Raw genomic sequence first — 18,269 nt, forward strand, 5'->3', positions numbered from 1 at the left:
CCGAGGTAGGAGAAAAGCCTGGTAGAGGAGGTTCCATGAATCCGTCCCGGCTCCAGGGCGCCCTCACCGCCCTGGCCCTGACCGCCACCCTCGCCCTCGGCGGGGCCGGCGCCGCACACGCCGCGTCGCAGGATACAACTCCCGCCTACGTGGCGCTCGGTGACTCGTATTCGTCCGGCGTCGGAGCGGGCGACTACGACTCGTCCAGCGGCGACTGCAAGCGCAGCACCAAGGCCTACCCCGCGCTCTGGGCCGCCGCCAACTCCCCCGCGGACTTCGCCTTCACCGCCTGTTCGGGAGCCCGGACGGGTGACGTCCTCAACAGCCAGCTGGGCCCGCTCTCCACCTCCACCGGGCTCGTCAGCATCACCATCGGCGGCAACGACGCGGGCTTCTCGGACGTCATGTCCAGCTGTGTGCTGGGCTCCGACAGCTCCTGCCTGGACCGCATCGCCCAGGCGCGCACATATGTCCAGAATCAGCTGCCCGCACAGCTCGACCGCGTCTACTCCGCCATCAGCGCCAAGGCGCCCTCGGCGCACGTGGTCGTCCTCGGCTACCCCCGCTTCTACAGAACCGGCGTCGACTGCGTCGGACTCAGCGACACCAAGAGGACGGCCATCAACGACGCGGCCGACGTCCTCGACTCCGTCATCGCCAAGCGCGCCGCCGACCACGGCTTCGCCTACGGCGACGTCGGCTCCACCTTCGCCGGGCACGAGATCTGCTCCGACGACCCCTGGCTCAACAGCCTGACCTTCCCCGTCGACGAGTCCTACCACCCCACCGCCGCCGGGCAGTCCGGCGGATACCTGCCGGTCCTCTCATCGGCCGCCTGAGCCGTACGCCCTGTTGTAGGTGTAGGCGGTCGCCGGGCCCGGCGAGGGCGACGCCGAACTCGTCGGACCCGACGACCCGGAGGACGAACCGGAGGACGGGGCGTTGCTCGTCGGCGGCGTCGCCCGGCACGTGAGCGTGAAGGAGACATGACGGGACGTCACCTGCTGCGGGCTCTTCACCTCGACGGCGGCCCAGCCCTTCCCCGAGCTCCTGCCCGTCTCCGCGTGCTGCACGACCCGGGGCCGGGTGTCCGCGAACCTGACGGTCTGCCAGTCGCCGCCCTCGCTGTCCGTCACCCAGCGGTAGACCACGTCCACCGGGGCGCGGGTCACCGTGAGGGCCGCGGTGAAGGAGGGGGCGGCGGCGTCCGGCGGCGGGCAGGGCCCGTTGTAGTGGTCGCGCACCGCGGTGAGGGCGACGCCGACGGAGGCGCCGGGGGAGCCAGGAGAGGCAGCCTTCCCGCCCGTCTCCGCGGCGCCGCCCGACGGCGTCTCCTTGTTCCCGTCGTCGCCCGGCGCCGAACTGCCCGCCGACGATGTGCTCCCCTTCTTCCCCTCGTTCCCCGAACTCCCGCGGTCCGCCAGCGCCCACACCAGCCCGCCCACCGCGAGCGCCGCGACGAGCACCCCGGCCACGAGCAGCGCCGCCCGCCCCCGGCGCGGCTGCGCGGGAACGGCCGTCGTGGTGGCCGGTCCGGGTTCCTGCGGGGGTTCCGGAGGCGGCGGCGCCGCCACCGTCGGGGCGTAGGCGGCCGGCACCGCGCGCGGCGCACCGCCCGCGGCCGCGGTCCGCAGCAGGTGCGCCGCCTCCTCGGCTCCCATGCGCAGCCGGGGGTCCTTGCGCAGCAGGCCCTCCAGCACGGGTGCGAGCCCGCCGGCCCGGCGCGGCGGCGGCAGTTCCTCGTCCACCACGGCGCGCAGCGTGCTCAGCGCGGTGTCCTGACGGAACGGCGAAAAGCCCTCCACCGCCGCGTACAGCGTCACCCCCAGCGACCACAGGTCCGACTCTGGTCCCGGCGGTCCGCCCAGCGCGCGCTCGGGGGCCAGGAACTCCGGCGAGCCGAGGAGCTGTCCGGTCGTCGTCAGAGTGGAGCTGCCGGCGACCGTCGCGATGCCGAAGTCGGTGAGGACGACACGCCCGTCGTTGGAGACGAGTACGTTTCCCGGTTTTACGTCCCGGTGCAGCACGCCCACGGCGTGCGCCGCCCGGAGCGCGGCGAGCACCTCTGCGCCGATGTGCGCGGTGCGCGCGGGCGCGAGCGGGCCCTCCGCCTCCAGGATCTCGGCGAGCGAGAGCCCGCGCACCAGCTCCATGACGATCCAGGGCCGGCCGTCCTCGGTGATCACGTCGTGCATGCCGACGACGTTGCGGTGCGCCACGCGGGCCGCCGCGCGCCCCTCCCGCTCCAGCCGGATGTAGAGGGTGCGTACCTCCTCATCAGGCATTCCGTCCGGCGCCCGGACCTCCTTGACGGCCACGTCGCGGTCCAGGACCTCGTCCCGCGCCCGCCACACCGTCCCCATCCCGCCCTGTCCGAGCCCGTCCAGCAGCCGGTAACGGCCCGCCAGAAGCCGCCCGGCACCCGGTTCCCCGCTCATGTGCGTCCCTCCGCCGAGAGAGCAATTCGGGGTGAATGTACCGCAACGGAGCGTGATTGCCTCCTCTCCGGTTTCTGTTCGTACCGGCCAACTCGCGGGCTGTTACGACAGGTTCACGCCAGGTGCGTCAACGCCCTTGACGGGGTGGTGAATCCGCCCCGCCGATGCGCGGGTGACGCGATGGGGCGATAGGGTTACTCTGCCTTGGCCGGGTGCCTCGTACGGGTGGGGAGTCTCAATGGACCAGATAGCAATGCGCAGCAGGCCGCGTGTGCCTGCGATCAGCTACGGGAGCAGTGCGTCCAGTGCGCGCCTCGACCGTCATCTCGCGGTATTGGGCGGCCCCGCCCTGCCGCAGCGGGAGGTGGAGGGTGCGACCGTGCTGATGCGCGAGCTCACGTCGCGTGATCACGCCCGCGCCGCGAAGAGCCGGGGCCGTACCGCCCGGGTCTCCCTGCTGGCCCCGCTGCGCCGGCTGCGGCGCTCGCTCTTCGGCAACCGCAGCCACACCGCCTGAGCCCGGCCCCGGCCCGTACGGCACGGCCCGCCCTTTCCCCGGGGCCGGCCGGATCCTCCGGCACACCCGTCCACGTGACCGTCGTCGCTACTGCGCCTCGACGGTGACGCTGAAGGAGAACCGGTCCCCGCGGTAGCGGATCAGGGCGACGTCGACCACCCGGCCGCTCTCGTCCCTCGTGATGCCCGTGTAGTGCAGGATCGGGCTCAGCAGCGGCACCTGGAGCAGCTGCGCCGTCTCCGGGTCCGCCAGCCGCGCCTGCACCGTGTCCGTGATCCGGCCGATGCGCACGCCCGCCACGTCCCGCAGCACCTTGGTCATCGGCCAGCGCTCCAGGTCCGCGGGGCCGATGTGCCCGGCCAGTTCCGGGCGGACGAAGTTCTCCGCCCAGTTCACCGGCTCGCCGGTCGTCTCGTCGCAGCGCAGCCGCCGGTAGTGCACCGCCTCGGCCAGGCCGGGGAAGTGCTCGGCCAGCGCGCCCGGCACCGGGACCGGGCCGTGGCTCAGCACCTCCGTGCGCTCCCCGGACTGCTGGGCGACGATCGCGTCCACCGAGCCCAGCAGCCGCACGGGCGCACCGCTGCGGGCGCTCGGCTCGATGAAGGTGCCGCGCCGCCGGTGCCGGGTGATGAGCCCCTCCGCCTCCAGCTCCTTGAGCGCCTGCCGCATGGTGAGGACGCTGACGCCGTAGTGGGCGGCGAGGGCGTCCTCGGTGGGCAGCCGCAGCGGGTCCTCGGGCCGGCGCCCGAGTATCGAGGCGCGCAGCGACTGCGACACCTGGTACCACAGCGGCAGCTTGCGGTTGAGCGTGAGGGAGTCGGGGGCGAAGGTGTTCACGGAGAGGGCTCCTGGTGTGTCCGGTGGATCTTCGCGCCCCGTAAGGGGCGCGGGGAACTGCGCGCTCAGCCACGACGTGCCTGCAGTCGAGGTTCTCGGGGTTTCGCCCCGGACCCCTGGGGTGGTGTGTCGGCTGCGGGCCGGTGGGGGCTGGTCGCGCAGTTCCCCGCGCCCCTGACGGGGCGCTGCCGCCTACGGCCGGAAGTGACGCTCCAGACCCTGCCACACCCCGTCGTAGCCCCGCTGCAAGTGACCGGCCTGCGCCGCCTGCGGCGTCAGGATCACCGGCCAACGGGTCTCGAACATGAAGGCGAGCCCGTCGTCCAGCTTCTGCGGCTTCAGCTCGGCCGCGCTCGCCTTCTCGAAGGTGTCCCGGTCCGGGCCGTGCGCCGACATCATGTTGTGCAGCGAGCCGCCGCCGGGGACAAAGCCCCCTTCTCCGGCTGTCTTCGCGTCGTAGGCGCCCTCGATCAGGCCCATGTACTCGCTCATCACGTTCCGGTGGAAGTACGGCGGCCGGAAGGTGTCCTCGCCGACCAGCCAGCGCGGTGCGAAGACCACGAAGTCGACGCCGGCCAGCCCCGGGGTGTCCGACGGCGAGGTCAGCACCGTGAAGATCGACGGGTCGGGGTGGTCGTAGCTGATCGAGCCGATGACATTGAAGCGGCGCAGGTCGTAGACGTACGGGACCAGATTGCCGTGCCAGGCGACGACGTCCAGCGGCGAGTGGCCGTACGTGGCCGACCAGAGGTTGCCGCAGTACTTGGTGACCACCTCGACCGGTCCCTCGACGTCCTCATAGGCGGCGGCCGGAGCGAGGAAGTCCCGTGCGTTGGCCAGCCCGTTGGCGCCGATCGGCCCCAGCTCGGGCAGGACGAAGGGCTGACCGTAGTTCTCGCAGACGTAGCCGCGGGCGGTCGGGCTCTGCCCGCCATCGGACACAGCGTCCAGCAGCTCCACCCGGAACCGCACCCCGCGCGGTATCAGCGCCACGTGCCCCGGCTCGGCGCGCAGCAGTCCGAACTCGGTGCGCAGCAGCAGCCCGCCGCGCTCCGGCACGATCAGCAGCTCGCCGTCGGAGTCGCTGAACACCCGATCGGTCATGGAGGCATTGGCGGCGTACAGGTGCACGGCCATGCCCGAGCGCTGGGCGGCGTCGCCGTTGCCGCCGAGCGTCCACAGCCCGGCCAGGAAGTCCGTGCCCGCGGCGGGCTCGGGCGCCGGGTTCCAGCGCAGCCGGTTGGGGTCGGCCACGCCTTCCGGGAACGGGGCGCTGCGCAGCGCCCCGTTGTCGATGCGGGTGAACGCCGGGTGTGCCGCCGAGGGGCGGATGCGGTACAGCCACGACCTGCGGTTGCTGTGCCGGGGCTCGGTGAAGGCGGTGCCGCTCAGCTGCTCCGCGTACAGCCCGAGAGGCGCGCGCTGCGGAGAGTTGCGCCCGTGCGGCAGGGCCCCGGGCACGGCCTCACTGCTGTGCTCGTTGCCGAAGCCGGACAGGTACTCCAGCCCCTCCGCCGTCTTGCGCGCCTGCTCGCTGCCCGTACTGGTCATGGCATGACTCCCACCCGCCGAGGATTCCTATGGATGACCGTAGGATTCGCGGCGGTGGGAGTCAATGGATCGGATCAGACGCGCCCGGAGGGCCGCTCCTTGCCCCATTGCGGTGACGGCAGCTGCACCAGGAGCAGCACGAAGCCGGCCAGGAAGAAGTTCCGCGCCGCCGCCGCCAGCCCGTTCCACTTGGCCGACTGCCACATCGCGAACCACTCGCCGCCGATGGCGATGAACCCCGCCCCGAAGAGCAGCATCAGCAGCACCAGCCCCAGCGTGCTCGCCCGCCGCGCCGCACCGTACTCCGCCGTGCCCCCGCGCCGCGCCCGCCGCAGCGCCCTGGCCCACAGCTCCGTCGCCCGGAGGAGCGCCAGGGCCGTCACCGCCTCCCAGACGATCACGGCGACGTATGCGATGTCCTGCAGTGCATGATTGGTGATCGCCCGCCACATCAGGGCCTTGTCCTGGAACGTCGTGTCCATCGCCAGCACGTGTCGCACGAACTGCCGGTTGGTGTCGAAGTCGGTGATGTTGCCGAAGACGACCAGCGATATGTACAGCGCCACCGTCGCGGTCAGCGCGGCGGCCGCCACGGGCAGGCCGCCGGGGTGTTTGTCGGGCATGCGAGGACCTCCTGTGCTCCGGACCTGCGGGAATGCTGCCCGCACGACCGGTGCGGCACTCGTGCGGACCTCCCCCTAAGCGCTTGCTCAGGTTCGGCGGTATGGTGGTCGTTCTGTCGGCGGAAGGCCCGCGGCGGGCCGGGAGGGCAGGGCGCGGGATGGATGCGCAGACGCAGCGGGACGCGGGCCGGTCCGAGGAGTGGGCCGACGTCACCCCCGACGCCGCCCGGCGGCTCCTGACCGCCGCCGTCCAGGCCTTCGCCGAGCGCGGCTACCACGCCACCACCACCCGGGACATCGCCGGCCGCGCCGGCATGAGCCCCGCCGCGCTCTACATCCACTACCGCACCAAGGAAGAACTCCTCTACCGCATCAGCGGCATCGGCCACCGCCTCGCCCTCGACATCGTGAGCCGGGCCCGCGACGGCGCGGGCGACCCGGCCGCGCGGCTGTCCGCCGCCGTCCGGGCCTTCGTGCGCTGGCACGCCGAGCACCACACCACCGCCCGCGTCGTGCAGTACGAGCTCGGCGCGCTCGGCGAGGAGCACCACACCGAGATCGTCGCCCTGCGCCGGGAGACCGACGCCGCGGTCCGCTCGATCGTCGAGGACGGCGTCGCGGCGGGGGAGTTCGACGTCCCGGACGTCCGCGGCACGACCCGTGCCGTGCTCTCCCTGTGCATCGACGTGGCCCGCTGGTTCCGCGAGGACGGCAGGCACACCCCCGGCGAGGTGGGCGAGCTCTACGCGGACCTCGCCCTGCGCATGGTCGGCTACGCCCAGAGATAGCGGCTGACCGACTCCGCCACGCACACCGGCCGGTCGCCGCCCTCGCGCTCGACGGTCACCACGGTCGTCAGCTGCACCCCGCCCTCGGTCTCCGCCACCTCCGCGAGGCGCGCCCGGGCCCGCAGCCGGGAGCCGACCGGGACGGGGGCGGGGAAACGGACCTTGTTCACACCGTAGTTGATGCCCATCCGGACGTTCTCCACCCGCAGCAGCATCGGGACGAACGACGGCAGCAGCGACAGCGTCAGATAGCCGTGCGCGATCGTCGTGCCGAACGGACCGGCGGCCGCCCGCGCGGGGTCCACGTGGATCCACTGGTGGTCCCCGGTCGCCTCCGCGAAGAGGTCGATCCGCCGCTGGTCCACCTCCAGCCAGCCGCTCGGGCCGAACTCCTCGCCGACGGCGGCCCGCAGGGCCTCGGGCGAAGTGAAGATCCGGGGCTCGGTCATGTCCGCGTCGCCTCCCGCTCACCAGGGCACATCGCCGGAGAGCGTACAGTCGGCACGTGCCGCAGATCCCCCAGAAGGTCCAGGAACTCACCGTGGGCCAGCTCTCCGCCCGCAGCGGCGCGGCGGTGTCCGCACTGCACTTCTACGAGTCCAAGGGCCTCATCAGCAGCCGCAGGACCTCCGGCAACCAGCGCCGTTACGACCGCGACGCGCTGCGCCGGGTCGCCTTCATACGGGCCGCCCAGCGCGTCGGCATCCCGCTCGCCACGATCCGCGAGGCGCTGGCCGGGCTGCCCGACGAGCGCACCCCCAACCGCGCGGACTGGGCACGGCTCTCGGAGAGCTGGCGCGCGGAGCTGGACCGGCGGATCGAGCAGCTCGGCCGGCTGCGCGACAGCCTCGACCAGTGCATCGGCTGCGGCTGCCTCTCGCTCGACAAGTGCGCCCTGTCCAACCCGGACGACCGCTTCGGCGGCCTCGTCACCGGCTCGCGGCTCTACGGCGAGCCGGCCCCCTAGGGCCCCGTAAGGGGCGCGGGGAACTGCGCGACAAGCCCCCACCGGCGCGCAGCCGAACGCACCACCCCAGGGGTCCGGGGCGCAGCCCCGAGTACTTCGGCTGCGGATGCGTCGTGGTTGCTCGCGCAGTTCCCCGCGCCCCTTACGGGGCGCCGTCCTGAGACCTGGCGGGCACTGTGCGCCGGGAGGCTTCGGCGGGACGCCCGCAAGCCCCCGGCGCTCTCTCACACCGCCGCGTACCGCCCGGCCAGGGCGTAGCGGCGGGCCGCCGACAGGGCGGGGGTGGTGAGCACGGACTCCGGCACCACGATGCCGCAGTCCGTGCAGACGGGTCCCTGCAGCGGGTAGCGCTCCAGGTCGGTGCGCCACTCGATGCGCTCCTGCGCGCAGACCGGGCAGGCGTTGCCCGGTGCGGACTCCATGGCCCGGATCACCCGGCGCAGCACCTCCGCGAGGCTCGCGGCCGGCTGCACGTCGGGGGACGCGCAGGGCACGATGTCGCAGCCGCCCCAGGTGTTGCGGTGCCAGTCGTCGACGGCACTGGGCTGGCGGATGCCGTCGTGCTTCTCGCGCCGCCGCCGGACGGCGAACTCGACCTCGTAGGCCAGCCAGACCTCACGGGCCTCCTCGAGCTCGGCCAGTGCCGCGACGAGCCGCTCCGGGTCCGGGGAGCGGTCGTCGGGGGCCAGGCCGGCCCGGGTGCACAGATGGCGCCAGGTGGCGCGGTGCCCGTACGGGGCGAAACGCTCAAGACACTTGCGCAAGGAGGTACGTCGCAGTGCGATCGTGTTCCGTGGATTGCGCACCTCTCGGGCCAGAGCTCTGAAACCTGCCACTGCATCCCACCTCCGGCAGCGCGGACTCGGATCGACATGGAAGGGACGTAACACGTCGCCAATCGGATCCATCGGAAATTCGGACCCGCCGGCCGCCGCCGCGGTCACGGCCGACTCGGCTCTGCTACCCCCGATGCGCGCAGCGATGTGGGGTGCGGGCGAACCTGGCGGATCCTCGCCCTCCGTTCAGCGGACGATCCGCCCGGCGACCAGGATGAGACGGGCCAGTTCGGGATGGCAGATGTCGCCGTGCGCACCCGTCGGCGGACCCCCGTGCCGGACGACCCCGGACGTGTCGACGCTGGCGAAGCCGTGCGACGGCAACGCGCCTGCCAGAGCCCGCTCCAGGGGGATCCGGGCGACGGGCGTCACGGACAGGACGCCGTCGTGGCCCAGCGCCCCCCAGCGGTCGTCGTCCCGGCCGAACAGCGAGGCCGTGTCGTCCACCATCATCGAGGCGAGCGGGTAGAACACCCCGAGCGCGGTGTCGTGGCGCGAATAGCAGCACACCAGCGGCCCGTCGACGCGGTGTTCCAGGCCGCGCAGCACGCCGGCCCGGTCGTGGTCGAACGGCAGCCGGGGCGCGAAGACGTAGTGCGAGAAGGCGCCTTGGAGCAGGGTGACGGAGTGGACGGCGCCCGCACCGTCCGGCAGGGCGCGCAGCGCGAACGACACGAGCCGGGCGCCGAAACTGTGCCCCGCCAGGTGCACGCGCAACCCCGGGGCCGAACGCGCGAGCACCGTGAGCGCCGGGCCCAGCCCGCACTGGCCGACCGTGCCGGCCCGGCGCTTCATCTCCCAGTACGAGCCCTGGCGCAGCACTTCGAGGGCCCCGCCCCACAGCCGCTGCAGCGCACTGCCGAACAGCGCGGCCGTCCGTGCCCCGGTCCGCTCCAGGGCGTCGGCGAACCGGGCGCACACCCGCTCGGCGTCCTCGGTGAGCATCACCGGCTCCGCGCCCGGCGGTTCGGCGGCGGGCGGCTCCAGGTCGGGGACGAACGCGTCGGGCGCGGCGCCCGCCACCGCGACCCGGCGCCGCTGCTCGGAGACCAGGGTGCGCACGAGGGAGACGAACTCCTCCAGCCGCGCCCGGTCCTCCGGCTGCTCCTCGGCCAGTTCGGCCAGCCGGTTCACCACGGCCCGGCTGCCGGGGAAGACCTTGAGCAGGGCCTCCCGGGTGCCCGGCGGGAGCCCGGGCCCGGCGGCCGCGCCGGTCGCCTGCGGCGGGAAGTGGGGGATGGGTTCGTCGGTGAAGCGCATCGACGGCCAGATCACTCCGCCGTAGCCGAGCCGGATGTCGCGGGAGGCGTGGCCGAGCAGGGCGGGAAAGGGGGCGTAGAAGCGGTGGTAGAGGTCGGTGGCCGACGAGCGGTCGTTGTTCCAGCCGTGTGCGAACAGCACCAGATCGGTGAGATTGCGCTCCAGGACGCCCTGGACCAGTAGTTCGCGCTCGTGGGGGTCGACATCCCCCTCCGCGTCGAAGGTCAACTCCCAGTACGGCTGCACGCCTATGCCCGCCATGGCGTCCCCCTGAAGAAGGTCAGATGTGCGCGCATCGTCCTGCTGTCAAGGGGGTGTGTCCAGCCGTTCTGTGACGGGTTCATATGTTCGCTCCCGCTGAGGGGTACGCGTGTGCTAAGCACCGTCGCATACCGAATGGTTGGTGTGCCGGTGCAGCCGAGCCGAGGAGGCCGACAGTGAATGGCGTGCGGGACGCGGGAGTTGTGGTCACGGGAGCGGGAGGCGGCATCGGTGCCGCGCTCGCCCGGCGCTTCGCCGCCGAGGGGGCCCGCGTCGTGGTCAACGACCTCGACGCGGACAAGGCCGCGGCCGTCGCCGCGGAGACCGGTGCGACCGCCGTCCCCGGCGACGCCTCCGAGGTGGTGCCGGCCGCCCGCGCGGCGCTCGGCGGCACGATCGACATCTACTGCGCCAACGCCGGCGTCGCCCCCTCCGGCGGCCCCGAGGCACCCGAGGACGCCTGGGCCGCCGCGTGGGACGTCAACGTCATGGCGCACGTCCGTGCCGCCCGCGCCCTGCTGCCCGAGTGGCTGGAGCGCGGCAACGGCCGCTTCGTCGCCACCGTCTCCGCCGCCGGGCTCCTCACCATGCTCGGCTCGGCGCCCTACAGCGTCTCCAAGCACGCCGCGCTCGCCTTCGCGGAGTGGCTCTCGGCGACGTACCGCCACCGAGGCATCGCCGTCCACGCGGTCTGCCCGCTGGGCGTGCGCACGGACATGCTGCGCGCCGCAGGGGCGGTCGGCGAGGCACTGCTGGCCCCCACGGCCGTCGAGCCGGAACAGGTGGCCGACGCCCTCTTCGACGGGATGGCCGCCGACCGCTTCCTGATCCTCCCGCACCCCGAGGCCGCGGCGTACTACGCGGGCCGGGCCGCCGACCCGGACCGCTGGCTCGACGGTATGAGCCGATTGCAGCGCACGCTGGAGGCCGGTTCGTGAACGCCATGACGGACGACTGCGTACGCCCCGTCCCGCGGCGCCTGCTGGCCGCCGCCACCCGGCTCTTCGCGGAACAGGGCTACGACCGGACCTCCGTCCAGGAGATCGTGGAAGCGGCGGGCGTCACGAAGGGCGCGCTCTACCACTACTTCGGGTCGAAGGACGACCTGCTGCACGAGATCTACGGGCGCGTACTGCGCCTCCAGCAGGAGCGGCTCGACGCGTTCGCGCGCTCGGACGCGCCGGTGGAACGGAGGTTGCGGGACGCGGCGGCGGACGTCGTGGTGACGACGATCGAGAACCTCGACGACACGACGATCTTCTTCCGGTCGATGCACCACCTGGGCCAGGAGAAGCTCAAACAGGTGCGCGCGGAGCGCCGCCGCTACCACGAACGCTTCCGCGCCCTGGTGGAGGAGGGCCAGCACGCGGGGGTCTTCACCGCGGCGACCCCCGCGGACCTGGTGGTGGACTACCACTTCGGGTCCGTGCACCACTTGAGCGCGTGGTATCGGCCCGACGGGCCGATGGGGGCGCGGGAGGTGGCGGACCACTTGGCCGATCTGCTGCTGCGTGCGTTGCGGCCGTAAGGCGTTGGGGCCCCGGGTCGCGCCCCGTCAGGGGCGCGGGGGGAACTGCGCGACCAGCCACAGGCGACCCGCAGTCGCAAACCAGGGGGCTCGGGGGCCTGCCCCCGAGAAACGGCGAAAGTGGGGGCACCTCCCAGCGGTAGCTGGGGGAGGGACCGGGGCCCCACCCCCTCCTACACGTAGCGCCGCAACTCCCGCCGCGCCAGCGACCGCTGATGCACCTCGTCTGGCCCGTCCGCCAACCGCAGCGTCCGCGCGGCAGCCCACAGTTCCGCCAGCGGGAAGTCCTGGCTCACCCCACCCGCGCCGTGCAACTGCACGGCGCGGTCGATGATCTGCACCACCGCCCGCGGCGTCGCGATCTTGATCGCCTGGATCTCCGTGTGCGCCCCACGGTTCCCCACCGTGTCCATCAGCCACGCCGTCTTGAGTACCAGCAGCCGCAACTGCTCCACGGCCACCCGGGAGTCCGCGATCCACTCCTGCACCACGCCCTGGTGGGCCAGCGGCTTGCCGAAGGCCTCCCGGGTCACCGCCCGGCGGCACATCAGCTCGATCGCCCGTTCCGCCATGCCGATCAGCCGCATGCAGTGGTGGATGCGCCCGGGGCCCAGGCGGGCCTGGGCGATGGCGAAGCCGCCGCCCTCCTCGCCCACCAGGTGCGAGACCGGCACCCGGGCCCCGTCGAGGACGACCTCCGCGTGCCCGCCGTGGTAGTGGTCCTCGTAGCCGTACACCCGCATGGCGCGGCGCACTTCGACGCCGGGGGTGTCCCGCGGCACCAGCACCATCGACTGCTGCCGCCGCACGTCCTCCGCGTCCGGATCCGTCTTGCCCATGACGATGAAGACCGCGCAGTCGGGGTTCATCGCCCCGGAGATGTACCACTTGCGGCCGGTGATCACGTACTCATCGCCGTCCCGCTCGATCCGCGTCCCGATGTTGGTGGCGTCGGACGACGCCACCTCCGGCTCGGTCATCGCGAAGGCGGACCGGATGCGGCCGTCCAGCAGCGGCTCCAGCCACCGCTTGCGCTGCTCCTCGGTGCCGAACTCGGCGAGCAGTTCCATGTTCCCGGTGTCGGGGGCGGCGCAGTTGAGCGCGGTGGGGGCGAGCTGCGGGCTGCGGCCGGTGATCTCGGCGAGGGGCGCGTACTGGAGGTTCGTCAGCCCGGCCCCGTACTCCGTGTCCGGAAGGAAGAGATTCCACAACCCCCGCCGCCGCGCCTCTGCCTTCAGGTCCTCGACGACCGGCGGCGTGTCCCACGGTGAGACGAGCGCAGCCCGCTGCTCCTCGGCCACGGCCTCCGCCGGGTGCACGTGCTCGTCCATGAACTCCAGCAGCCTGCCGCGCAGTTCCTCGGTGCGCGCGTCGAACGAGAAGTCCATGGCTCAGCCCTTCGTCAGTATGGTCAGGCCGTTGCCGACGAAGAGCGGCACCAGCGCCCCGATGCCCCCGAAGCCGGGGCCGACCGTGCGGCCGAGGGTGTAGCGGTAGTGGATGCCCTCCAGGATCACGGCGAGCTTGAAGTAGGCGAAGGCCGTGTACCAGGGCAGCGCGGAGACGTCGCGCCCGGACAACGCGGCGTAGCGCTCGATGAGTTCACCGGTCTCCGGGTGGCCGGGCGCCTCGCGCGTGGTGGCGAGCGGCGAGCCGGGGACGTCCCGCTGCTCGCTGTACATCACCAGCAGGCCGAGGTCGGTGAGCGGGTCGCCGAGGGTGGACATCTCCCAGTCCAGGACGGCCCGTACGGTGTCGTCGGACCCGACGAGCACGTTGTCGAGCCGGTAGTCGCCGTGGACGACGGTGGGCGCGGGGGAGCCGGGCAGCGCCTCGGCCAGGCCGGCGTGCAGTTCCTCGATGCCGGGCAGCTCCCGGCTCCGCGAGGACTCCAGCTGCTTCTCCCAGCGCCGCAACTGCCGTTCCAGGAACCCCTCCGGGCGGCCGAAGTCCGCGAGCCCGACGGCGGCCGGGTCGACGGCGTGCAGGTCGGCGAGTATGTCGGCGAGCTGCAGCACCACCTTGCGCGTCCGGTCGGGGCCGATCGCGGCGAGCTCCGCGGCCGAGCGGTACGGGGTGCCCTCCACGAACTCCATGACGTAGAAGGGCGCCCCGATGACGTCCTCGTCCTCGCACAGCAGCAGCGGCTCCGGCACGGGCACGGCGGTGCCGTGCAGGGCGCCGATCACGCGGTGCTCGCGCGCCATGTCGTGGGCGGTGGCGAGCACGTGGCCCAGCGGGGGCCGCCGCACCGCCCAGCGGCCGGTGCCGTCGGTGACGGCGTAGGTGAGGTTGGACCGCCCGCCCTGGATCAGCTCGGCGGACAGCGGCCCCCGGACGAGCCCGGGCCGTGCGCGCTCCAGACAGGCCCTCAGCCGCTCGGGGTCGATTCCGGGAACTCCGGGGGTGCCGCCTCTGCTCATCACTCGCTCCTCGTAGGGAAGATGGGACGTTCAGTGGTCGATGTCGCCGCGGATCATGATGCCGACCAGTCGGTATGACGTCCAGGGCCCTTCGGGTCCGTCCGATGGGTCACGTCACGCGTGACAGGCGACCGGCTTGCCGCCGTTCATCACCGCCATGTCGCCCAGGACGGTGACCAGGTCCAGCGGCGAGCCCTCGGGGAGCCCGTCCAGTTCGGCGTAGGCGCGGTGCAGGTTGGCCACCAGGCGCTCGCTCTCCTGGAGCGCGGCGAACTCCCCGAGATCCGCCTTCCCGGCCGCCTCCAGCGGGGTGAGGCCGGCGGCGTGGGAGGTGCGGGCGAGGTCGGCGACGTAGTGGAGGTAGGCCTCCAGGGTGTCGTAGACGCCGGGGTCGGTCACCCGGCCATGGCCGGGCACGACCACCTCGGCGTCGAGGGAGCGCAGGGTCGTGAGGGCGCGCAGCGAGCCGCTGAGCGAGCCCATCATGACGAACGGGGTGCCGCCGTTGAAGACCAGGTCGCCGGTGAACACGACGCCCTGCTGCGGGAGGTGGACGATCGTGTCGCCGACGGTGTGCGCGGGCCCGGGGTGCAGCAGCCGCACCTCGGTCTCCCCGACGTGGAGGGTGAGGGTGTCGGTGTAGGTGAGGGCGGGCGGGGTGATCTCGATGGTGCCGTAGTCGACGTCCGGCCAGGCGAGGTGGAGCTGCAGGCCCGCGGCCAGGGTCTCGCGGCGGCAGGCCTCGTGCCCGATCACCGTGGCCCCGGGGAAGACGCAGTTGCCGTAGGTGTGGTCGCCGTGGTGGTGGGTGTTGACCACGAGGGAGGGCAGGGGAGCCCCGCTGCCGGTGACGGCGTCGCGCAGCAGCCGCGCGCGCCGCTCGGTCGCGGCGGTGTCGATCAGCAGGGTGGTCGTGCCGTCGGTCACGAACCCGGCGTTGTTCAGGCACCAGCCGCCGTCGGGCTGGATGTAGGCGCTCACCCCCGGTGCGAGGGGGGCGGTGTACGGCTCGGCGAGCGTGTGCGTGGTGGTGCTGTTGCTCATGTTCCTCCCTTGACTGGCCGTCAGAATACGGGGGACCGAGAGCTTCATCACTTGAACTATTAACTTGACCACCTGAAGTATCGGGCGTACCGTTCCCCAGTTGCTTGACGACCTCAAGCATCCATGTCGTGAAGTAACGAGAAGGTTCCGAAGGACTCCCGTGAAATCCAGAAACGAGACGGTCATCGTCTTCGCCCTGAGCCTCGCCGCCATGGTCGTCTCGATGATGCAGACGCTCGTCGTGCCGATCCTCGGCCTCATCCAGCGTGACCTGCACACCACGTCCGCCAATGTCAGCTGGGTCACCACGGCGACCCTGCTGTCCGCCGCCGTCTTCACCCCGCTGCTCGGCCGCTTCGGCGACCAGCACGGCAAGAAGCAGACCCTGGTCGGCGTGCTGGTCGTCATGGTCGCGGGCTCCGTCCTCGCCGCCGTGACCCACTCCCTGACCTGGCTCATCGTCGGCCGCGTCCTGCAGGGCGCCGCGACCGCGATCTTCCCGCTGGCGCTGTCCGTGCTGCGCGAGGAGGTCCGCCCGGCCCGGCTGCCCGGCGCCATGGCCATGGTCAGCGGCACCCTCGCCTTCGGCAGCGGCCTGGCGCTCGTCGCCACCGGCCTGCTCACCTCGGGCGACGACCCCGACTACCGCAGCGCCTTCTGGCTGGCCACCGGCCTCGCCGCCCTCGCCCTGATCGCCGTCGCCGCCCTGGTCCCGGCCACCCGGGAGACCACCGGCGGACGCACCGACGTCCTCGGCGCGCTCAGCCTGGCCGCCACCCTCGTCCTGCTCCTGCTGCCCATCACCCAGGGCCACGAGTGGGGCTGGTCCTCCGGCCGCACGATCGGCTGCTTCGCCGGCGCCGCCGTGATGGCCGCCGTGTGGACGCTCGTCGAGCGCAAGGTCCGCGAACCGCTCGTCGACATGCGGATGTTCGCCCACCGCCCGGTGCTCTTCGCCAACCTTTCCGGCCTGCTCGTCGGCTTCGGCTCCTTCGCCCTCTTCATCGGCGTCTCCTACCTGGTGCAGATGCCGTCGAAGATCGCGGGCTACGGCTTCGACGCGAGCGTGCTGCGGGCCTCCGTCGAGTTCCTGCTGCCGAGCACCGTCGTCTCGCTGCTCGCCGCCCCCGTCGGCGGCCAGCTCGTCCGCCACAAGGGCCCCCGGCCCGTCATGCTGCTCGCCTCGCTCATCGGCACCGCGGGCTTCGTGTGGATCGCGCTGGACCACGAGCACGCCTACGCCGTCATCGCCGCCGGCATGTTCGTCGGCGCGGCCATCAGCTTCGGCTACGCGGCCATGCCGGCCGTCATCGTCGCCAGCGTGCCGCACCACCAGACCGGCATAGCCAACGGCATCAACTCCATCTCCCGCTCGACCGGCAGCGCCATCGGCAGCGCCATGATCACCACGGTGCTGGCCTCCAAGAGCGTCGAGCACCTGCCGCCGGGCGCCCCCAAGCTGCCCGCCGAGAGCCAGTTCACGCTCACCTTCGTCATCGCGGGAGCGGCGTTCCTGCTGGTCTCCGTGGTGGCCGGACTGGGCCTGCGGAAGATCCACACGCTCCGGGACGCTGCGGTGGCGGCACCGGCCGGAGCGGCAGACGCTGGGACGAAGGCAGTGAGGGAGGCGCGATGAAGGCCGTCAGCTACCGCTCCTACGGAGGCCCCGAGGTCCTGGAGTACGGCGACCTCCCGCAGCCGAAGGTCGGCCCGGACGCCGTCCTGGTCCGGGTCAGGGCCGCGGCCGTCAACCCCGTCGACTGGAAGGCCCAGGCCGGCTATCTGGACGGGGCGCTCCAGCCGGTCTTCCCCGTCGTCCCCGGCTGGGACATGGCGGGGGTCGTCGTCGCCACCGGGCCGGACGTCCCCGAGTTCGCGGAGGGCGACGAGGTCATGGGCTACGTCCGGGAGGACTTCCTCTCCCGCGGCACTTTCGCCGAGTACGTGGCCGCCCCCGTGCGCACGCTGGCCCGCAAGCCGGGCAACCTCACCTTCGAGGAGGCCGCCGGCATCCCGCTGGCCGGGCTGACCGCCTACCAGTCCCTGGTCAAGGCGCTCCGGGTGCGCCCGGAGGAGACCGTCCTGATCCACGCCGCGGCGGGCGGGGTGGGCTCGATGGCCGTCCAGATCGCGCGGCACCTGGGCGCCCGGGTCATCGGCACGGCCAGCGCCCGCAACCACGACTACCTGCGCACGCTCGGGGCCGAGCCCGTCACCTACGGGGACGGGCTCGCCGACCGGGTCCGGGCACTGGCGCCCGGCGGCGTGGACGCGGTGCTGGACCTGGTCGGCGGCGGCGTCATCCGCACCTCCCCGGAGCTGACGCTCCCGGGCGCCCGCCTCGTGTCCATCGCGGACCCCGCGGTGGCGGAGCTGGGCGGCCGCCTGCTGTGGGTCCGGCCGGACGCGGCGGACCTCGCCGCGTTGGCGGACCTGGCGGAGGCCGGTGCCCTCCGGGTGGAGGTGGCCCAGGTCTTTCCGCTGGAACGGACGGCGGACGCGCAACGGCTTTCCGCCGAGGGGCATGTGCGGGGGAAGGTCGTGGTGACGGTGGGGTGAGGGGGGCGGGGGTAAGCCCCCGAGCCCCCGGGTCCGTCGGCTGCGGGCCGCCGGTGGTTGCTCGCGCAGTTCCCCGCGCCCCTGACGGGGCGGGTCAGGGGCGGAGAAAACCACCCTCCCGCAGCCTTCGGAACGCCTCCCACCCGTCCGGCACCCACTCCCACTCCCCGAGCCGCCGGCTCAGCTCCCCCTCATCGACGAAGCTCCACCACGCCACCTCTTCCTCCTGCGGCCTGACCGCCAGGTCGCACCGCACCGCGTACACCGCCGACCACCAGCTCCCTCCGTCACCCTCGTACAGGAACCGGAACAGCGGCGTGGGCGCGTCCAGCCCGCTGACGCCCAGTTCCTCCTCGGCCTCTCGCAGTGCGGCCTCGTCGTAGGACTCGCCGGTGCCGACGACACCGCCCACGAACATGTCGTAGCGGGACGGGAAGACGAGCTTGCGGTCGGTCCGCCGGTGGACGAAGATCCGGCCCTCACCGTCCCGGGCTAGGACGAAGACGCAACGGTGCCGCAGGCCCCGCGCATAGGCCTCGCCGCGCGGGGCCTGCCCCACGACGCGGTCGTGTTCGTCGACGATGTCCAGTACTTCGTCCGCGGAGAGCGGTTGCTGATCCGTCATACCGAGATGAAA

19 protein-coding genes are annotated in these 18,269 nt (G+C 72.7%); 8 read left to right on the forward strand and 11 right to left on the reverse strand.

Annotated elements, in window-relative coordinates; all coding sequences use genetic code 11:
- Window positions 1-35 precede the first annotated feature (35 nt).
- A complete protein-coding gene (locus tag ACWD4B_RS10335; RefSeq protein ID WP_451420346.1) occupies window positions 36-839 on the forward strand; it encodes an SGNH/GDSL hydrolase family protein in 804 nt (267 codons plus the stop codon).
- Here ACWD4B_RS10335 and ACWD4B_RS10340 read toward each other — a convergent pair.
- Window positions 825-2,438, reverse strand: a complete 1,614-nt coding sequence (locus ACWD4B_RS10340; RefSeq protein WP_451420347.1) for a serine/threonine-protein kinase — start codon at window positions 2,436-2,438, stop codon at window positions 825-827. The two genes, ACWD4B_RS10335 and ACWD4B_RS10340, sit on opposite strands and share 15 nt — an antisense overlap.
- Window positions 2,439-2,676: 238 nt before the next feature.
- On the opposite strand from ACWD4B_RS10340, the gene ACWD4B_RS10345 reads away from it, so the two are divergent.
- Entirely contained in the window at window positions 2,677-2,955 is a 279-nt protein-coding gene (locus ACWD4B_RS10345; RefSeq protein WP_451420348.1) for a hypothetical protein, read from the forward strand.
- An 87-nt stretch (window positions 2,956-3,042) separates the two neighbouring features.
- Here the strand turns inward: ACWD4B_RS10345 and ACWD4B_RS10350 are convergent, their stop codons facing one another.
- The 3 genes from ACWD4B_RS10350 to ACWD4B_RS10360 all read right to left on the reverse strand — a co-directional run bounded on the left by ACWD4B_RS10350 (window position 3,043) and on the right by ACWD4B_RS10360 (window position 5,966).
- A complete protein-coding gene (locus tag ACWD4B_RS10350) occupies window positions 3,043-3,792 on the reverse strand; it encodes a GntR family transcriptional regulator (protein WP_451420349.1) in 750 nt (249 codons plus the stop codon).
- A 192-nt stretch (window positions 3,793-3,984) separates the two neighbouring features.
- The gene (hmgA, locus tag ACWD4B_RS10355) at window positions 3,985-5,343 is read right to left on the reverse strand and encodes a homogentisate 1,2-dioxygenase (protein ID WP_451420350.1); all 1,359 of its coding nucleotides are present in this window, start codon (window positions 5,341-5,343) and stop codon (window positions 3,985-3,987) included.
- 74 nt (window positions 5,344-5,417) lie between these two features.
- Complete coding sequence (locus ACWD4B_RS10360) at window positions 5,418-5,966, reverse strand: DUF2165 domain-containing protein (protein ID WP_451420351.1); 549 nt, start codon at window positions 5,964-5,966, stop codon at window positions 5,418-5,420.
- A gap of 158 nt (window positions 5,967-6,124) precedes the next feature.
- Between ACWD4B_RS10360 and ACWD4B_RS10365 the strand changes: the two genes are divergently transcribed.
- Window positions 6,125-6,754: a TetR/AcrR family transcriptional regulator gene (locus tag ACWD4B_RS10365; protein WP_451420352.1), complete on the forward strand. Its 630-nt coding sequence runs from the start codon at window positions 6,125-6,127 to the stop codon at window positions 6,752-6,754.
- On the opposite strand, the gene ACWD4B_RS10370 is transcribed toward ACWD4B_RS10365, so the two are convergent.
- A complete protein-coding gene (locus ACWD4B_RS10370; RefSeq protein ID WP_451420353.1) occupies window positions 6,739-7,203 on the reverse strand; it encodes a MaoC family dehydratase in 465 nt (154 codons plus the stop codon). The two genes, ACWD4B_RS10365 and ACWD4B_RS10370, sit on opposite strands and share 16 nt — an antisense overlap.
- A 56-nt stretch (window positions 7,204-7,259) precedes the next feature.
- On the opposite strand from ACWD4B_RS10370, the gene soxR reads away from it, so the two are divergent.
- Window positions 7,260-7,721 carry a redox-sensitive transcriptional activator SoxR gene (soxR, locus tag ACWD4B_RS10375; protein WP_451420354.1) on the forward strand — a complete coding sequence of 154 codons (462 nt, stop codon included), beginning with the start codon at window positions 7,260-7,262 and terminating at the stop codon, window positions 7,719-7,721.
- 224 nt (window positions 7,722-7,945) lie between these two features.
- Here the strand turns inward: soxR and ACWD4B_RS10380 are convergent, their stop codons facing one another.
- Window positions 7,946-8,557: a hypothetical protein gene (locus ACWD4B_RS10380; protein WP_451420355.1), complete on the reverse strand. Its 612-nt coding sequence runs from the start codon at window positions 8,555-8,557 to the stop codon at window positions 7,946-7,948.
- Window positions 8,558-8,743: 186 nt separating this feature from the next.
- Complete coding sequence (locus tag ACWD4B_RS10385; protein ID WP_451420356.1) at window positions 8,744-10,078, reverse strand: serine-threonine protein kinase; 1,335 nt, start codon at window positions 10,076-10,078, stop codon at window positions 8,744-8,746.
- A 176-nt stretch (window positions 10,079-10,254) separates the two neighbouring features.
- Between ACWD4B_RS10385 and ACWD4B_RS10390 the strand changes: the two genes are divergently transcribed.
- Both ACWD4B_RS10390 and ACWD4B_RS10395 read left to right on the forward strand, forming a co-directional pair.
- Window positions 10,255-11,016, forward strand: a complete 762-nt coding sequence (locus ACWD4B_RS10390; RefSeq protein WP_451420357.1) for an SDR family NAD(P)-dependent oxidoreductase — start codon at window positions 10,255-10,257, stop codon at window positions 11,014-11,016.
- Window positions 11,017-11,021: 5 nt separating this feature from the next.
- Window positions 11,022-11,606 (forward strand): TetR/AcrR family transcriptional regulator, encoded by a 585-nt coding sequence (locus ACWD4B_RS10395; protein WP_451420381.1) that lies wholly within the window; start codon window positions 11,022-11,024, stop codon window positions 11,604-11,606.
- A gap of 173 nt (window positions 11,607-11,779) precedes the next feature.
- On the opposite strand, the gene ACWD4B_RS10400 is transcribed toward ACWD4B_RS10395, so the two are convergent.
- The 3 genes from ACWD4B_RS10400 to ACWD4B_RS10410 all read right to left on the reverse strand — a co-directional run bounded on the left by ACWD4B_RS10400 (window position 11,780) and on the right by ACWD4B_RS10410 (window position 15,073).
- Window positions 11,780-12,994, reverse strand: coding sequence for an acyl-CoA dehydrogenase family protein (locus ACWD4B_RS10400; protein ID WP_451420358.1), 1,215 nt, complete (start codon window positions 12,992-12,994; stop codon window positions 11,780-11,782).
- A 3-nt stretch (window positions 12,995-12,997) separates the two neighbouring features.
- The gene (locus tag ACWD4B_RS10405) at window positions 12,998-14,029 is read right to left on the reverse strand and encodes a phosphotransferase family protein (RefSeq protein WP_451420359.1); all 1,032 of its coding nucleotides are present in this window, start codon (window positions 14,027-14,029) and stop codon (window positions 12,998-13,000) included.
- A gap of 114 nt (window positions 14,030-14,143) precedes the next feature.
- Complete coding sequence (locus tag ACWD4B_RS10410; protein ID WP_451420360.1) at window positions 14,144-15,073, reverse strand: MBL fold metallo-hydrolase; 930 nt, start codon at window positions 15,071-15,073, stop codon at window positions 14,144-14,146.
- Between the two features lie 160 nt (window positions 15,074-15,233).
- Here ACWD4B_RS10410 and ACWD4B_RS10415 point away from each other — a divergent pair, with 160 nt between their 5' ends.
- A complete protein-coding gene (locus ACWD4B_RS10415; RefSeq protein ID WP_451420361.1) occupies window positions 15,234-16,709 on the forward strand; it encodes an MFS transporter in 1,476 nt (491 codons plus the stop codon).
- Complete coding sequence (locus ACWD4B_RS10420; protein WP_451420362.1) at window positions 16,706-17,632, forward strand: NADP-dependent oxidoreductase; 927 nt, start codon at window positions 16,706-16,708, stop codon at window positions 17,630-17,632. The genes ACWD4B_RS10415 and ACWD4B_RS10420 overlap by 4 nt, the downstream gene beginning before the upstream one ends.
- A 94-nt stretch (window positions 17,633-17,726) precedes the next feature.
- On the opposite strand, the gene ACWD4B_RS10425 is transcribed toward ACWD4B_RS10420, so the two are convergent.
- Window positions 17,727-18,257, reverse strand: a complete 531-nt coding sequence (locus tag ACWD4B_RS10425; RefSeq protein WP_451420363.1) for an NUDIX hydrolase — start codon at window positions 18,255-18,257, stop codon at window positions 17,727-17,729.
- Window positions 18,258-18,269 lie beyond the last annotated feature (12 nt).

The sequence above is a fragment of the Streptomyces sp. NPDC002536 genome, assembly GCF_053594995.1.

What these genes read in the sequence shown, in the direction of transcription:
- ACWD4B_RS10340 (WP_451420347.1), bottom strand. Translation starts at nt 2,438, where the DNA reads ATGAGCGGGGAACCGGGTGCCGGGCGGCTTCTGGCGGGCCGTTACCGG.
- ACWD4B_RS10385 (WP_451420356.1), bottom strand. Translation starts at nt 10,078, where the DNA reads ATGGCGGGCATAGGCGTGCAGCCGTACTGGGAGTTGACCTTCGACGCG.
- ACWD4B_RS10405 (WP_451420359.1), bottom strand. Translation starts at nt 14,029, where the DNA reads ATGAGCAGAGGCGGCACCCCCGGAGTTCCCGGAATCGACCCCGAGCGG.
- ACWD4B_RS10345 (WP_451420348.1), top strand. Translation starts at nt 2,677, where the DNA reads ATGGACCAGATAGCAATGCGCAGCAGGCCGCGTGTGCCTGCGATCAGC.
- ACWD4B_RS10395 (WP_451420381.1), top strand. Translation starts at nt 11,022, where the DNA reads ATGACGGACGACTGCGTACGCCCCGTCCCGCGGCGCCTGCTGGCCGCC.
- ACWD4B_RS10335 (WP_451420346.1), top strand. Translation starts at nt 36, where the DNA reads ATGAATCCGTCCCGGCTCCAGGGCGCCCTCACCGCCCTGGCCCTGACC.
- ACWD4B_RS10410 (WP_451420360.1), bottom strand. Translation starts at nt 15,073, where the DNA reads ATGAGCAACAGCACCACCACGCACACGCTCGCCGAGCCGTACACCGCC.
- ACWD4B_RS10425 (WP_451420363.1), bottom strand. Translation starts at nt 18,257, where the DNA reads ATGACGGATCAGCAACCGCTCTCCGCGGACGAAGTACTGGACATCGTC.
- ACWD4B_RS10365 (WP_451420352.1), top strand. Translation starts at nt 6,125, where the DNA reads ATGGATGCGCAGACGCAGCGGGACGCGGGCCGGTCCGAGGAGTGGGCC.
- hmgA (WP_451420350.1), bottom strand. Translation starts at nt 5,343, where the DNA reads ATGACCAGTACGGGCAGCGAGCAGGCGCGCAAGACGGCGGAGGGGCTG.
- ACWD4B_RS10370 (WP_451420353.1), bottom strand. Translation starts at nt 7,203, where the DNA reads ATGACCGAGCCCCGGATCTTCACTTCGCCCGAGGCCCTGCGGGCCGCC.
- ACWD4B_RS10420 (WP_451420362.1), top strand. Translation starts at nt 16,706, where the DNA reads ATGAAGGCCGTCAGCTACCGCTCCTACGGAGGCCCCGAGGTCCTGGAG.
- ACWD4B_RS10360 (WP_451420351.1), bottom strand. Translation starts at nt 5,966, where the DNA reads ATGCCCGACAAACACCCCGGCGGCCTGCCCGTGGCGGCCGCCGCGCTG.
- ACWD4B_RS10400 (WP_451420358.1), bottom strand. Translation starts at nt 12,994, where the DNA reads ATGGACTTCTCGTTCGACGCGCGCACCGAGGAACTGCGCGGCAGGCTG.